12 protein-coding genes and 1 pseudogene are annotated in these 14,105 nt (G+C 63.9%); 6 read left to right on the top strand and 7 right to left on the bottom strand.

The genetic code is table 11. The features are described 5' to 3' along the window. Positions 1-137: 137 nt before the first annotated feature. Positions 138-776 (bottom strand): annotated as a pseudogene (locus VGN62_RS08865) (nucleotidyltransferase domain-containing protein); the annotation flags it as partial. A 58-nt stretch (positions 777-834) separates the two neighbouring features. Next, the gene (locus VGN62_RS08860) at positions 835-1,080 is read right to left on the bottom strand and encodes a sigma-70 region 4 domain-containing protein (RefSeq protein WP_327452860.1); all 246 of its coding nucleotides are present in this window, start codon (positions 1,078-1,080) and stop codon (positions 835-837) included. Positions 1,081-1,611: 531 nt separating this feature from the next. Between VGN62_RS08860 and VGN62_RS08855 the strand changes: the two genes are divergently transcribed. From VGN62_RS08855 to VGN62_RS08835, 5 genes are all read left to right on the top strand, one after another. After that, entirely contained in the window at positions 1,612-1,839 is a 228-nt protein-coding gene (locus VGN62_RS08855) for a helix-turn-helix transcriptional regulator (RefSeq protein ID WP_327452858.1), read from the top strand. Positions 1,840-2,135: 296 nt separating this feature from the next. Next, entirely contained in the window at positions 2,136-2,744 is a 609-nt protein-coding gene (locus VGN62_RS08850) for an RNA polymerase sigma factor (RefSeq protein WP_327452856.1), read from the top strand. After that, positions 2,741-3,685 carry a FecR family protein gene (locus VGN62_RS08845; RefSeq protein WP_327452854.1) on the top strand — a complete coding sequence of 315 codons (945 nt, stop codon included), beginning with the start codon at positions 2,741-2,743 and terminating at the stop codon, positions 3,683-3,685. The genes VGN62_RS08850 and VGN62_RS08845 overlap by 4 nt, the downstream gene beginning before the upstream one ends. Positions 3,686-3,783: 98 nt before the next feature. Further along, positions 3,784-6,321 (top strand): TonB-dependent receptor, encoded by a 2,538-nt coding sequence (locus VGN62_RS08840; protein WP_327452852.1) that lies wholly within the window; start codon positions 3,784-3,786, stop codon positions 6,319-6,321. A 2-nt stretch (positions 6,322-6,323) separates the two neighbouring features. Next, on the top strand, positions 6,324-8,507 hold the full coding sequence (locus VGN62_RS08835; protein WP_327452850.1) for a prolyl oligopeptidase family serine peptidase: 2,184 nt from the start codon (positions 6,324-6,326) through the stop codon (positions 8,505-8,507). Here the strand turns inward: VGN62_RS08835 and VGN62_RS08830 are convergent. Genes VGN62_RS08830 through VGN62_RS08820 form a run of 3 tightly spaced genes read right to left on the bottom strand, consistent with a single transcriptional unit; the run spans position 8,435 to position 11,045 of the window. Beyond that, positions 8,435-10,225 (bottom strand): asparagine synthase C-terminal domain-containing protein, encoded by a 1,791-nt coding sequence (locus tag VGN62_RS08830; protein ID WP_327452848.1) that lies wholly within the window; start codon positions 10,223-10,225, stop codon positions 8,435-8,437. The genes VGN62_RS08835 and VGN62_RS08830 overlap by 73 nt on opposite strands. Beyond that, positions 10,222-10,854 (bottom strand): lasso peptide biosynthesis B2 protein, encoded by a 633-nt coding sequence (locus VGN62_RS08825; RefSeq protein WP_327452846.1) that lies wholly within the window; start codon positions 10,852-10,854, stop codon positions 10,222-10,224. The genes VGN62_RS08830 and VGN62_RS08825 overlap by 4 nt, the downstream gene beginning before the upstream one ends. Before the next feature lie 56 nt (positions 10,855-10,910). Continuing rightward, complete coding sequence (locus tag VGN62_RS08820) at positions 10,911-11,045, bottom strand: hypothetical protein (protein WP_327452844.1); 135 nt, start codon at positions 11,043-11,045, stop codon at positions 10,911-10,913. A gap of 390 nt (positions 11,046-11,435) precedes the next feature. Between VGN62_RS08820 and hslU the strand changes: the two genes are divergently transcribed. After that, complete coding sequence (gene hslU / locus VGN62_RS08815) at positions 11,436-12,737, top strand: ATP-dependent protease ATPase subunit HslU (protein WP_327452842.1); 1,302 nt, start codon at positions 11,436-11,438, stop codon at positions 12,735-12,737. A gap of 153 nt (positions 12,738-12,890) precedes the next feature. Here the strand turns inward: hslU and VGN62_RS08810 are convergent, their stop codons facing one another. Together VGN62_RS08810 and VGN62_RS08805 are read right to left on the bottom strand one after the other, a co-directional pair. Further along, the gene (locus VGN62_RS08810; protein ID WP_327452840.1) at positions 12,891-13,586 is read right to left on the bottom strand and encodes an anti-sigma factor; all 696 of its coding nucleotides are present in this window, start codon (positions 13,584-13,586) and stop codon (positions 12,891-12,893) included. Beyond that, entirely contained in the window at positions 13,583-14,071 is a 489-nt protein-coding gene (locus tag VGN62_RS08805) for an RNA polymerase sigma factor (RefSeq protein WP_327452837.1), read from the bottom strand. The genes VGN62_RS08810 and VGN62_RS08805 overlap by 4 nt, the downstream gene beginning before the upstream one ends. Positions 14,072-14,105: the final 34 nt, after the last annotated feature.

The raw sequence follows: 14,105 nt of genomic DNA, 5'->3' as shown, positions 1-14,105 counted from the left end.
ACCACTGTCTCCACGATCAACATCCCGTTCTCGCCAACTGATCAAAACCAGTCGGCCGACTAAATCCCCGGGATGAAGGGGTCCTTTTTGCACGCCGATCACCCCACGAAGGGGGTGCCTATTGCACGCTGATCCTCAACCAGAAGAACGCAGTGATACAAAAATTCCGCTGCTTGATGGGTATCGAAGGCAGCTTCTTTTAGCCTGCCCTGACCGCGAGTGTATTGCGCTGTGTCGAGCCGACCCGCAGCACTCGGATACCACTCGTCAAAATACTCCTTCGCCGTCGCAAGCGCCTGCTGGGGCGTCTTCGGCTTTGGCTGGTGCAGTTCCTTGTCGTCATATTCGTAGAGCGCGATACCGTCCCTCGCGACGTCAATGAAGAAATAGCGCCCATGTGCGAGCCCGTCGTTCACCTCCTGTAGGGTGTGCACGATGAAGTTGACCGGAGTGCGAAGCGTCTTGTCGATAGCAAGTTCGCGGTTGAACCGGTCCTCGAGCTTGCTCCAGAAATCGACCTTGTCGGTAAGCCTTTTGTCGTTGACGATGATGAGCAGATCAAAGTCCGAGCGGTACCCCTTGGCAGTGTGCGGCTCGTCGACCCAGCCTCCGCGCGCATAGCTGCCGTAGAGAATGATCTTGTCGATCCGCCCCTTTTTCTTCCAATCCATGGTGCCGAGCGCAAGCGCGTCCTCAAACTCCTCGAAGACGATCGCCTTCACTCGATCGAGTTCGCGCTGCTTGTTGGACGGAAGATGATCGAGATCGGTACGCATTGTTTTCACAATGTAGTTGCGCTTGCCGGATGGCAAGCGCCATCCGGACGACTTGCTCTCACCGTGGCCAGAATCTCCACCACCATGGATCCTTCTGTTCGACAGCGCGCACCAGCACATCAAGGCTCGCGGCGAAGTTTTGCTCGACCTCAGCAATGCTAATCCCAAGCTCCGTGGCCACTTCCGCATAGCTCATTTCATCGACGCGGATCGCCAGAAACACGCGACGCTCCAGATTGCTCATCCGGCGCGCCGCTCGTTCGACGCGGCGGAGGTCAAGCCGATCATCACCCGGCGCTCTCATTACCCTTCTCCTTCAAACCACCGCACCCCGGCCCGGAAGGGGGCGGGGTGGGCGGCAGGAAGGAGCCGGCAGACCCGCGATAGTGCCGGGCTGCATCCGAAGGACCGGAACGAAGTGGAGGACCCGCGGAACGCGGGTTGCGGCCCGGCCGCGCGGGGCTAGAGGCGAGTGACACCCACCCCGCTCCCGCCACGCCGGGAGATCAACGCCGCCGCGTAGCGGCGACCGTCTGGAGCAAAGCCGATTTTAGCTCCTCCGAATCGGGCGACGCCCGATGCGCGTGATGCCGATTTCCCGGATATCGCCGTCTCTGGTGCCGCCCATACGCCAAGAGCGTAGGAATCAGTCAGTTCGGGAGAAATTTTTTTATCGTACAATCGGACACGGTAGGACACGCCCGGATACGTGAAGAACTATTGGAGCAATTCTCAGTACAGGCCCTAATCTCCAGCAGTATTGATCTTGAGCGAGCCTTCATCAAATTTATTCCTCGGGGCATCAAAACGCAACTGAGCCATGAAGGAAGTTTCCATGTTATCCATATCCATGCGTGACCGCTATATCCGCCTAAACGCCGTTCAAGAGCTCACCGGGCTCAGCCGGACGAAGATTTACAGGAAGATCGAGACCGGCACCTTCCCGCGCCAAATACTGTTTTCCAAGCGCTGCGCCAGGTGGAGCGAGGTGGAAGTCATGAATTGGCTGCGCGACCAAATCTCTTTCACCGCCGATCGCTTTCCACCGGCGAACCCTCGATAACGCCTGCACTGCTTTTCCCCGCGCCAAGGAATGGCGCGGGGCCTGGCGAGCGGGCCGACGACGGCTGACATCCTAGCTTGCCACGGCCGCGCCAAATTGGCACCATTCCATCACGCGAACGCAAATCTGGCAGCATTCGCGCGATCAATTCGCCAGTCATCATGAACGCCAGTCCGTAACAGGACCGGCGGCCGTACCGGACCATGGTCCGCATAGCGACCAAACGGCGGCACAGCATTGGGATACGGATATCTGGCCGTCGTCGGCCGTGTCCGTTCGTGCCGTCCGGAAACCGCGTGCCTTCCTCTTTTTCCAACTCGCTCGGTGCCGAGTGCACCCTCCTTCCTGATTCCTCTGATAGTTCAGCGCTGTCGGCGGACCCGCCCCGCTTCGTCGCGCCGACGTCGAGAAGTGAATGCCAGCTGGGTGCAGCCTATCGAGAGCATGGCGGCGCACTCCTCGGCTTCCTTCGACGCAAGGCCGGAGCCGAAGAAGCACCGGACCTCGTGCAGGAAGTATTCGCGCGCGCCGCCAGCAGCGCTCAATGCGGCAAGCTATCCAATCCGGGAGGATTTCTTCGCCGCATCGCGCAGAATTTGCTGATCGACCGCGCCCGGCATTCTCGAAATCATCGCCCCCTCCCCCATCCTTTCGACGAACAGCGCGACGCCGCCTGCGATCCCCAGCAAGAGTGGCGGCTGGAAGCGGACGACCTACTCGGCCTCTATGAGCGAGCGGTCGATACGATGCCATTCAAGACGCGGCGCGTGTTTCTCATGCACAGGGTCGATGAACTCAGCTACCGCGAAATCCACGAGCGGCTTGGCATCACTATCGCCACAGTCGAATATCATATGATGCGGGCGCTCGCCCATATAGCGAACGCCTTGGGGGTCGAACGATGAGCCCAGAATATCGGCCCGACGAGATCGCCCGGGCGTGGCTGGTCAAAATGCACGGCGAAGATGCGCCGGGTTTGCAGGCGGAGTTCGAGGCATGGCTCGCGGCGTCGCCCGAGCATCGCCTAAGCTACGACCGCGCCGCGCAAACGTTGCAGCAATCTGCGATCCTTAAATCGTCGAGCCGTTACGGGTCGGCGCGCGCCGGTGCCCGCTCACCATTGGGCCATCGGCGCTGGCTCCCCGCGGCGGGGGTCGCGATAACCGCACTTCTACTGGCCGCCCTCGGCGTGAACGTCCTGATGCCTGCGAGCTCAAGGGACAGCCTGATCGCGGCGCGCGCTGCCGAGCCGCTTATCACCCGCCGCGGCGAAATCAGGACCTTCCGCCTCGCCGGCGGCGCGACAGCGACGCTCGATACCGATAGCAGGCTCGAATTCGTCGACGCGAACAATGCCCGCCACCTTCGCCTGGCACGCGGTCTCGCAAGATTTGATTTCGGCGACGGCGCTGTCCCGTTCCGCGTTGAAGTCGGCGGCTCGGTGATAAGTGGGGACAGGGCAGAACTCGACATCGGCATTGCCGACGGCAGTGTAATCATCATGAGGGTGCTCAGCGGCAGCGCGCGAATGGGATCGCGCGCTGCAAGCAGCGCCGACGGTACCATTCTCCCACAGACCAAGCCACTGCGGGTCCGCGAGTTACCGCCTCCCGACTGGCCAACCGGTTGGTCGGAACATCGATCGATCTCGCTGGCTGCGCTCGCGCGCGAAGCCAACCGTTATGCCGCAAGGCCTATCATCATCGACGATGGCGCGACGGGACAGCTCGAAGTCTCAGGGCGCTTCCGGATCAGCCGGCCGGCAAGTCTCGTCAACCGCCTTGCCAAACTCTTCGATCTTTCAGTCGAGAAGCGAGCCGACGGCATTCATCTTCGCCGGCAATAAAAATTTTCCGACCTGACTAAGGTCTGCTCCCACCCTCCGTCATGTCCCCTCACCAGCCGTGCATTCCGAGCACGGCTCAACAATGAAGGGGGAGAGAAATGTCCGGAAAATTGCCTTCGCTGGCCACAATGATGGCCGGCGCTGCCGTCATTCTGACGCCGAGTCAGGCACAGGCCGTCCAGCGTGAGGAGCGAAGCTTCAACCTGCCGCGGCAGGATCTCGGCGACGCGCTGCGCAGCGTCGCCGCGCAGGCAGGTATCGAACTCTATGTCTCGGCCGGCGATCTTGAAGGTCGCTCATCACCGCCGCTTGTCGGCAAAATGACGGCGCGCGAGGCCATCGACAGACTTCTGCGCGGAACCGGTCTTACGGCGCATTACGACAAGGGGACGGTCATGATCGGGGGGCGAGCCGCAGAAGAAGCGCAAGCCGAAGCCCTGCCAGAACCGATCATCGTGACGGGCACCCGAATTGCGGGCGCGCCGGCGGCGGTGCCGGTGACCGAGGTCTCCGCAGAGGAAATCCGCGACAGCGGCCGGGCGGACCTTGGCGAAGTCGCACGCAGCCTGCCGCAGAATTTCGGCGGCGGGCAGAATCCGGGCATCGGCAATAGCCAGGGAGCGCCCAACGAGAATGCCAATGCCAATGGCGCCTCGACCTTCAACCTGCGCGGTATCGGTCCCAACGCGACGCTGACTTTGCTCAACGGCAACCGCTTTGCCTATACCGGTGTGTCCTCAGTCATCGACGTCAGCGCGATCCCCGTATCTGCGGTCGAGCGGATCGAGATCGTCGCCGACGGCGCGTCGGCGATCTACGGCGCCGATGCCGTCGCGGGCGTCGTCAATATCCTCCTCAAGCGCGCCTATGACGGCCTCTCGGCGATGGCACGCGTCGGCGCCTCGACCGACGGCGGCAATGTCCAGCAGCAATATGGCTTGCTCGGCGGCAAGAGCTGGTCGTCGGGCGGTCTGCTCGCTGCCTACGACTATAGCAAATCGACGGCGATCCGCGCCGGCGACCGCGATTATGCCGGTGCCGCCAATCCTGAGACGACGCTCTTTCCGGCGATCTCGCGCCACTCGCTGTTGCTTAGCGGTCATCAGGCCATCGGTCCCGACGTCACGCTGGCTGCCGATCTTCTCTACAAGAAGAGCCGCCTTCGCTCTGCGACCGGCTACAGCCTTACGATTGCGCCCGAAGAATGCGGGCTCGACAATCTCAGCACTTCCGAGATTTTCGGCATCGCGCCAAGCCTCACGGCCGAAATCGGCGGCGACTGGCGCCTGAAAGCGAGCGGCTTCCTCGGCACCGACCGGACGGGAGGGTTCACCGACCTCTTCTTCGGGGGCGATCGCCTTCAGCGCACCGACAAGCATTTCTTCAACCGCAACCTAGCGCTCGAAGTGGGCCTTCAGGGGCCGCTCTTTGCGCTGCCGGCGGGCGATGTGCGCATCGCCTTCGGCGGCGGCGCCCGGCGCAACCATTTCTTCGCAGCCTCGCCGACAGGCGATATCCGCCGGCGGCGCGACAATATCTTCGCCTATAGCGAACTGTTCGTCCCGCTCACCGCGCCCGCGCAGGACATCGCCGGCCTGCACCGTCTGTCGCTGACGGGCGCGCTGCGTTTCGAGGATTATTCGGACGCAGAGACGATCCTCACTCCCAAGATTGGCGTCGTCTGGGAGCCGGTCGAGACACTGCGCCTCGGAGCGTCCTGGGGCCGCTCCTTCAAGATGCCGACCCTCTATCAGCAATATAGCGGCTATTCGGCGGTGCTTGCCCGCGCCGCGCGATACGGCAGCGGCTACCCCGCGAGCGCCGACATCATTTTTGCGGCGGGGCCGGACAGCCGGATCGGGCCCGAGCGATCTAAGAACCTCACGCTAAGCGCCCAGTTCACCTCGGCGCGCGGTCTCGAACTGACCGCCGCATGGTACCGGATCGATTACAGCGACCGGGTGGCCCCGCCGATCCCGTCGCTGCTCGGCGTGCTCGACAATCCGCTCTACTCCGGCCTTGTGACGCTGAACCCCAATGCCGCCGATCTTGCGGACATCATCGACGGAGCGCTGCTCGGCCTCGAGAATGGCGCCGGCCGACCACATAATCCCGCCAACGTCGTCGCCTTCATCGATGCGCGCGACCGCAATATCGCCCGTCAAAGATATTCGGGGGTTGACCTTGCGATGCGCTATCGCGTTGAGGTCGCGAACGGCAAGGAACTGACGCTTTCCGCGGCGGGGAGTTTCCTGCGCAGCCGCCAGCAGCTCCTTCCGGGCGCTGAATGGACAAGCCTCGCTGGCACGCTCTTCCATCCGGCACGCTTTCGCGGGCGCGCGGGGCTGACCTATGGCGGCGAGCGTTTCTCGCTGGCTGCCTTGGTCAATCATATGAGCGGCCTCGACGACAACCGACAGGCAGCGGTTGTGCGCATTCCCGCCTACACGACGGTCGACTTCACGGCGCGCGTAAAGATTGGCACAGGCACCGAAATCTCGCTCGCCGCGCTCAATCTTTTCGACGCGGAGCCGACCGCGATCCCGGCCGCGCTGCCCGCCGATACGCCGTTCGACACCACCAATTATTCGGCGGCAGGTCGCTTCATCGGCATCACCGTCCGGCAGGAGTGGTGACGATGGCGAGACATAAACTCCTCGCTGGCGCGGCGCTCGTTGCCAGCGGCATGCTCGTTCCGCACGCCACCGGCAATGAAGGCAAGCGGGTCTGGTCGCTCGGCGATCAACTCGCCGTGCCAGAAGTCCGCGCGCTCGCGATTGCCGCCGATGGAAAGAGCGCCGCCTATGTCGTCCGCATCGCCGACCGGGAGAGCGACCGCACCGTCGCGATCCTGCGGCGGGTCGATCTGGCCAACGGAGAAACGCGCGAACTGCTGCGGGCACGATGGATCGACCAGCTCAACCGGATTCCCGACACATCCGACTGGAGCGCACGGATCGACGTGGGTGCAGGCGTCCAGCTCTACCGGATCGGGGCGAACGGCGAGACGCACCCGATTGTCGTTCATCCCGCGACGGCCATCTTCGGCGACAGCGAGGGTGCCGTCTTTCCCGGCTATGGACATGCACCGCTTCGGACCGGCGTGCGGGCACACAGCTGGTCGCCGGATGGACAGCGGCTCTTCTATGTCACGGTCGATGCCGAGCTCAAGGGTAAGGCTATCCGTTACGACGGTGAGGTCACAAGCGAGCGCGCGCGGCGCCGTTCGCCGGGGCAGGCAAGAGCGTCGATCTATCTTCGCGAGCCGGACGGTACGGACACTCTCCTTGCTACCCGTCCGCAAAGCGACCTTACAACCTTCTTCGACCGCAACCATGTCCGCTGGGAAAAGGATGAGGTCCGATATGATGTGATGGAAATCGGGTCGGGCGGCCAGCAAAAGGTTGTCACCATGGCTTGGGCATTCGCGGACCGGAAAGCGCGTGTGCTCGATCCCAAGGTCGAGCGCGTTTACTGGCTGCTGCCGGGACCGAGAGGCGGGCGACTGTCCTCGCAGGGCAATGGCGATAGCCGTGACCTCGTCGAAACCCTGCCCGGCGGGAAGACCCATAATTATGGGCGCTTTGCCTTTGCGGTCGGTGACGGACGCGCGGTGGGCGGCTTCCGCTCGCAAGACGGTCAGCGCGCGATTGCGGGAACGCGAATGATCGACGATCCGCGTTTCGGCCTCGCGGTCATCGAGAAGGACCGCGTACATACGATCGACACCGAGCACAGCCTCAGCCATTGCGATTTCGTGCCGACGCTCGATCACGGCGCCTGCATCGCGCAAGGCCACACAACACCGCCAGCGGTGGTCGCGGTCGATGTACCGCGCGGAGCGGTCGAGCGGGTCGCGTCCGTGTCGCCCCTCCATGACGGGATCGATCCGTTGAAAATCGAGCCGCGCACATGGGTCAATCGCCACGGCTATAAGGCGACGGGCTATGTCGTCTGGCCGCGCGGTTACGAGAAGGGCAAGCGCTATCCCGCGATCGTCGTCACGCACGGCACCGATGGCGACGATCGCTTCGCGAACCGTGAGAATCAGTGGGAATATCCGGTCCAGCTCTTTGCTGAACGCGGCTATTTCGTGCTGCTCGTCAACGATCCAAGCTCACGCCAGAACGCGGAAATCCGCGCGGCCTATGACGCGTGGATCAACGAAACCCAAGATTTACCGCCCGAGACGCTGCGGCAACTAATCTGGCTCAACGGCGTCGCGAGCTATGAGGATGCGGTGAAGGAGCTTGTCGATGCGGGCGTCATCGATCCGGCGCGCGTCGGGATCGCGGGCTACAGCCGCGGCTCGCAGATGGTCAACGTCGCGATGACCAACTCGCATGTATTCCGGGCGGCTTCGAGCGGCGACGGCGGCTATCTCGAGCCAGCCCTCTATGCCGATGTCGCGGGTTCCTATGATGCGGTGTTCGGAGGGCCGCCAACCGATCCCGCCGCGCTCGTCCATTACCGCCGGCTTTCACCCTCGCTACGCGCGGGGGAGGTGTGCGGCGCGATCCTCCAACAGGTTGCGGCGCCTTATGTTCCGTCGATCGATTTCCACGCAGCGCTGCGCAAGGCGGGTGTGCCGGCGCAGCTCAGCCTCTACCCCGGAGAAGATGCCGCCTCGGACGAGACGCACATTTTCCATATCCCGTCGAACCGGATCGGCGCGATGCAGGAGAATATCGCCTGGTTCGACTATTGGCTGCTCGGCAAACGCGATCCCGGCTCGCCCTTCGCCGACCGCTATCCGCTCTGGGACAAGATGGGCGCCGCCGCGCCGCGCTGCGACGCCAAGGGAAAGGAACCGGACGGATAAGGCCCCTCCTCCCACCAGCGAACCCACGCCTCGGCCGCCGCGAAGGTCAGGATGCGGTGATCGCGGCCATCGTCCTGCCAAAGGCCCTCGCCGGCGCGATCCAGCCAATCGGGATCGAGCAGCCCGGCCTCGACGAGACGCCCGACGCGAAGCGTCGCGATGGCCGCTTCGCCCTGCGCGTCGAAGACGCGCCGGATGAAGCCGCTCGGACTGCCTTTGGTTCGGCGTTCTAGAATGAGTTCGGGGAGAAGGCCGTCGAAGGCTGCGCGCGCGACCGCGCGGTCGCGGCCGCCGCGTACCCAATACCAGGTCGGGATCGACAGGCAGAGTTCGACGATCGGCTGGGATAATAGGGGTACGATCTGCGGTGGCGCGTTGCTGCGCGGATAAAGTTCGATGCTCTTTTGCGCGCGCGCCAGCATGGCGACATGCGCGGCCTTGCCGGGTAGCGCGCGCGGTGGAGCCGAAAGCCACGGATGGCGATCGCCATCGTCCATCGCTGCCGCGCGTCCGATAGCGCCTAGACCGCTCAGGTCGCGGCGCACGCGATGCCCGGCCTTCCGGCGTCGAACCCGCTCCCAAGCCTTGCCCGCGACCGCGGCCATTCCCGATCCGGTGAGATCGGCGAGGTCGCGCGCGGTCCGGATCAAGCCGGGCCGAAGGCCGCGCGCGAGCAGTCGGTCGGCTAGCGGCACGGCGCTGCGCAGGGCGCAGAAGATATCGTCGCCGCCATTGCCCGAGAAATAGGCATCGACTGGATCGCCAAGCCGCCGATGCTCCGCCTCGATCGCATGAAAGAAGTGGAGAGCGAATGGCAGCGGCAAATTCGGTAAAACCGGCTGCGTAACATCGACGGCGCCAAGATCGTAAATCGGCGCATCGAGCCGCACCCCGAGTTTGCCGACAAGCGCTTCGGCATAGCGCTGTTCGTCACCGTCGGTTCCGGGCTCGACCATGGTCAGGCAACGAAGCCCCGGCGTTCGCGGGCCGAGCGCGGCGGCGACAATCGAACTGTCGAGCCCGCCCGATACACCGACGAGAATCTTGTCGAAACAGGTCGACCAGGCCCCGATGCTGTCCTTGAGCGTAGCGCGCAACGTTTGGGCGGCCGAAGCGAAGTCCAATCCAGCAAGTGGCCGAACATGATCCCATGGCGACCATGCCTGTTCGATGCGGATTGCCGACGGCGTGACCGTCAGCCGTTCGCCAGGGAAGAGTTCCTCGACCCCGGCGATGCCCGTCCGGCGTCCGATCACGTCGATGCCGGCGAACATCCGCGCGAGGGCAGCGAAGTCGACCGCGGCGGCGCCCGGCGTGGCAAGCGCCGTCATGTCGCTTGCCAGCATTGCTCCGCCCTCCATGCGCTGCATATAGCAAGGCATCATCCCCGAGGGGTCGCGCAGGACCGACAGCGAGCCGTCTTCCGCGATCAACAGCGCGATATAACCGCCCCAATAGTTGGCAAGCAGTGCGGCCCCGTCCGTATCCAAGATGCGGCGCCGCTCGGCGGGATCGAGGTCGGTCACCCGCGTTGCCGGGATTTCGCGACGGAACAGCGCGCCGACGATGAAGCCCCGGTCGACGAGGTCGATCCGCGGCGCCGGGCTCCATAGCCTCGCGGCGCGGGCTTCCCATGCCGATGGAACGCGTTCGGCATGGTCGGCTGCGAGCGCCGCGAGGCCGGACGGAGCGATATCGAGGCGAAAGGAGAACCTCATCGCACCGTCAGCAAGGGCGTGAAATTGACGACGCGATCCAGCGGATCGCTGAGCACCGTGGTGCCCGATTGAATCCAGCAGTGCGCGGCAAAGGGTAGCATGACGCCGATCACGAGATCGGCGCGCTGGCCCCGGCGCGCCAACATCGCACGCATTGCGAGGCCGCGCGCAAGGCATTGATCGGTCGCATCGCGATAGCGCGACGCGCGTTCGATCGCGGCGGCGATGGGGCGGCAGCGATCGAGGTCGGCTTCAAGCCCGACATGGCGGGAGGGATCGAGAAGCGAACCGAGCGAGCGGCGGGTCAGCAGTCGTTGCGAGCGCATCTCCGCGAGCATCGCTTCGGCGAGAAGCCAGGGCCGGGGCGTGCCGAGACGGGCGTCGTGGAGACTGGCTATCGGGGACGGCGCCATGAATGGTGCTGGCGAAGCGGCGCCTGTCTCGATCAGGCCGCGATCTTCCAGCCAGGATATGGCGCCCTCGCTCGCCTCCCCCGCGACGAACGCCTCCATATGTTCGGCGCCGACATCTTCGAGAAGAAAATAGCGACTTGCCGCGCGATCCAGAAAGATCGCGCGCGAACCGATGAAGCAGAAGCTCAGATGGGAGCGGAGGCGGTGCGATGCCATGGAGCAATCTGCGCGCGTGCGTGCGGCACCGTTGCCGGCACCGCACGCCCGTCGCGTCAGTCGTCCGACTGGATGCCAGCGTTGTAAGTCCGCTGGAACGTCTGGATGTCCAGCGGGCCGAGTTCGCCGACGCCGCGGGTTTCGACGCGAGCATCGCCAAGGTCGACGATGCCGTTTTCACTCTTCTTCATGGCTATACCTCCACACCATGTCGCGACCAAAAGCGAGTCGCACGAGGAATGATAAGCCATTAATTTCATTTGGGAATTTTATACGATAAATATACGTCGAATATATACAATCGAAAATCTAACGCTGATTTTGCTGAATATATTCCAAATATATTGAATTTTTTACCGCCGGCGGTGCCAATTTACTCCAATTTTTAGATTTATGTGTCCAATTTGACTAGGAAATCCGTTTTTCCACAGGCATGGTAGGTGACATCGGTCAAATGCCCGATGCCGCCGCCCCCAAGCCGAACCTATGCGCGCACGATCCAATCCACCCGGCTTGACTTGGGCAGGGTCAATCCCATCTAGCGGTCAAATGAGCTTCTCTCTGTTGGACTTCTACGACACATGAACAAAGACCTGACTCCCAAGGCGATCGTCGCCGCGCTCGACACGCATATCATCGGCCAGGACGCCGCCAAGCGCGCAGTCGCGGTCGCGCTCCGCAATCGCTGGCGCCGCCAGCAATTATCGCCCGACCTGCGCGATGAGGTGAGCCCCAAGAATATCCTGATGATTGGCCCCACCGGCTGCGGCAAGACTGAGATTTCGCGCCGTCTGGCGAAACTCGCCGACGCGCCGTTCATCAAGGTCGAGGCAACCAAGTTCACCGAGGTCGGCTATGTCGGCCGCGACGTCGAACAGATTGCGCGCGACCTCGTCGAGGAAGCCGTGCGGCTCGAAAAGGACCGCCGCCGCGAGGCCGTGCGCGCCGCCGCCGAGGAGGCCGCGATGGAACGCCTGCTCGACGCCCTCACCGGCAAGGGCGCGAGCGAGGCGACGCGTCAGAGCTTTCGCCAGCGCATCCGCGAGGGCCATCTCGACGACAGCGAGATCGAGATCGAGGTCGCCGACGCGCCGAACATGCCGTTCGACCTGCCCGGCCAGCCGGGCCAGATGAACATGATCAACCTGTCCGACATGCTCGGCAAGGCGATGGGCGGTCTGCCCAAGAAGCGCCGCAAGCTGAAGGTGATCGACGCCGCAACGCGATTGATCGAGGAGGAGCAGGACAAACGCCTCGACCAGGACGATGTCGCGCGCGTCGCGCTCGCCGACGCCGAGGCCAATGGCATCGTATTCCTCGACGAGATCGACAAGATCGCGGTCAGCGATGTGCGCGGCGGCTCGGTAAGCCGCGAGGGCGTCCAGCGCGACCTGCTGCCGCTGATCGAGGGCACGACCGTCGCGACCAAATATGGTCCGATGAAGACCGACCATATCCTGTTCATCGCGTCGGGCGCCTTCCACGTCGCCAAGCCCAGCGACCTGCTTCCAGAACTGCAGGGCCGCCTGCCAATCCGCGTCGAGCTGGGCGTACTCTCTGAGGAGGATTTCGTTCGCATCCTCAGCGAGACGAAGGCTGGCCTCCCCGAACAATATGTCGCGCTGCTCGGCACCGAAGGCGTGACGCTGAACTTCACCAGCGACGCGATCGCACGCGTCGCGAAGCTCGCGGCGGAGGTCAACGAGAAGGTCGAGAATATCGGCGCGCGCCGTCTCCAGACGATCATGGAACGGCTGGTCGAGGAAATCAGCTTCACCGCCGAAGACGCTCCCGACACGACGCTCGACATCGACGCCGCCTATGTCGACAACCAGCTCGCCGAAGTTGTCGGCGACACCGACCTCAGCAAATATGTGCTTTAGGATGTAAAGGCCACTTACCGTCGGCCAAGGTCGTTCGGTGTCCTGTCGCTTGATCATTCCGGCGAACGCTGGCGCACCATTGACGATCTCTTCGGGCGGCAAGGGAAGTCTGCTTTGACCGGACATCCGTCTGAAAGGAGAAACGGGACGAAGTCAGTTACGCCAGCCCTTGTCGCGCGCAGCCCGCTCGGCTTCGGCGTCGAAGGGATCGCCCGCCATCATCGCAGCGGCATCGGACGCAAGCGCGCCCGATGCCGCTTGGCGATAATCCGACCCCGCCTGTCCCGCCATGGTGCGCTCGAGCGACCAGCGGCCGGCGTCGCGGCACCCGATACCCGACAGGATGCGGCCCTCGAAGCTGCGGCAATAGCGGCCGTCGCGGTCGCGAAAGCTGAGCCCGATCCGCACCGCACCGCCCTGCGGCTGGTTCGAGGCAAGCTGGGTATCGAGCGCCTCGGCAAGCGCACCCGACGCGGCGAGCGTGCCGTTCGAACTGATCACATCGACGGGCTGCACCCATGGCCGCAGCCCGAGCGTCAATCCAAGCACAAGCGAGGCCGCGATCGCGCCCCAATGAACAGCGGCAAAGCGCCTGCGTTTCGCTTCACGCCGGTCGGCAAGGCTGGTATCGACGCCATCCCCGGCCAGCAGCGCGCGCAGCCGGTCGGGCACCGCTTCGGCCGCTACCGGCGCGTAATGCGCCGCGAGCTGCGCCTTCAGCGCGCGGTGGCGCGCGATCTCTGCCGCCAGCGCGGCGTCGCTTTCGGCCTCACGCTCGACCCGGCGCGCGGTGAGGTCGTCGAGTTCGCCGTCTACAAAGGCGGCGACGGTTGCGGGATCGAAACTCATGCCGCCTCTCCCAACCAATGCATCAGGGTTTCGCGCCCGCGTGCGAGGCGCGAGGTGACGGTGCCGATCGGCACCTCCAATATTTCGGCCGCCTCGCGATAGGCATAGCCTTCAACGAGGACGAGCATCACCACCTCGCGCTGTTCGTCGGGCAGGCGCGCCATCGCGCCATCGACATCGCCACGCAGCGCGCCGGCCTCGACTTCCGCGGCACCTTCGCCGGCGACCTGCGTGACGGCATCGTCGATCGGCGCATGGACGCCGCGCCGGCCGGCGGCACGGCGCTCGTCAATCCAGATATTGCGGATAATGCGGTACATCCAGCTATCCAGTCTTGTTCCCAGTTGCCATTGACCCTGCGATTTCAGGGCCCGTTCGATCGCCGCCTGGCACAGATCGTCGGCGTCGCCGACATCGCGCGCCAACCCGCGCGCAAAACGGCGGAGGCGGGGTAGCAGTTCGACCAGTTCCTCTTCGAAGCGCATCTTCGCCGTTTCCAGGTGTTCGCAGGAAGAAACG

This window comes from Sphingopyxis sp. (assembly GCF_035998905.1).
In the GTDB taxonomy this organism is placed as follows: Bacteria; Pseudomonadota; Alphaproteobacteria; order Sphingomonadales; family Sphingomonadaceae; genus Sphingopyxis.
Note: the sequence above shows the minus strand (reverse complement) of the source record. Positions and strands in the feature narration are given on the sequence as shown.

What these genes read in the sequence shown, in the direction of transcription:
- hslU (WP_327452842.1), top strand. Translation starts at nt 11,436, where the DNA reads ATGAACAAAGACCTGACTCCCAAGGCGATCGTCGCCGCGCTCGACACG.
- VGN62_RS08820 (WP_327452844.1), bottom strand. Translation starts at nt 11,045, where the DNA reads ATGAAGAAGAGTGAAAACGGCATCGTCGACCTTGGCGATGCTCGCGTC.
- VGN62_RS08840 (WP_327452852.1), top strand. Translation starts at nt 3,784, where the DNA reads ATGTCCGGAAAATTGCCTTCGCTGGCCACAATGATGGCCGGCGCTGCC.
- VGN62_RS08860 (WP_327452860.1), bottom strand. Translation starts at nt 1,080, where the DNA reads ATGAGAGCGCCGGGTGATGATCGGCTTGACCTCCGCCGCGTCGAACGA.
- VGN62_RS08830 (WP_327452848.1), bottom strand. Translation starts at nt 10,225, where the DNA reads ATGAGGTTCTCCTTTCGCCTCGATATCGCTCCGTCCGGCCTCGCGGCG.
- VGN62_RS08835 (WP_327452850.1), top strand. Translation starts at nt 6,324, where the DNA reads ATGGCGAGACATAAACTCCTCGCTGGCGCGGCGCTCGTTGCCAGCGGC.
- VGN62_RS08825 (WP_327452846.1), bottom strand. Translation starts at nt 10,854, where the DNA reads ATGGCATCGCACCGCCTCCGCTCCCATCTGAGCTTCTGCTTCATCGGT.
- VGN62_RS08845 (WP_327452854.1), top strand. Translation starts at nt 2,741, where the DNA reads ATGAGCCCAGAATATCGGCCCGACGAGATCGCCCGGGCGTGGCTGGTC.
- VGN62_RS08810 (WP_327452840.1), bottom strand. Translation starts at nt 13,586, where the DNA reads ATGAGTTTCGATCCCGCAACCGTCGCCGCCTTTGTAGACGGCGAACTC.
- VGN62_RS08805 (WP_327452837.1), bottom strand. Translation starts at nt 14,071, where the DNA reads ATGCGCTTCGAAGAGGAACTGGTCGAACTGCTACCCCGCCTCCGCCGT.
- VGN62_RS08855 (WP_327452858.1), top strand. Translation starts at nt 1,612, where the DNA reads ATGTTATCCATATCCATGCGTGACCGCTATATCCGCCTAAACGCCGTT.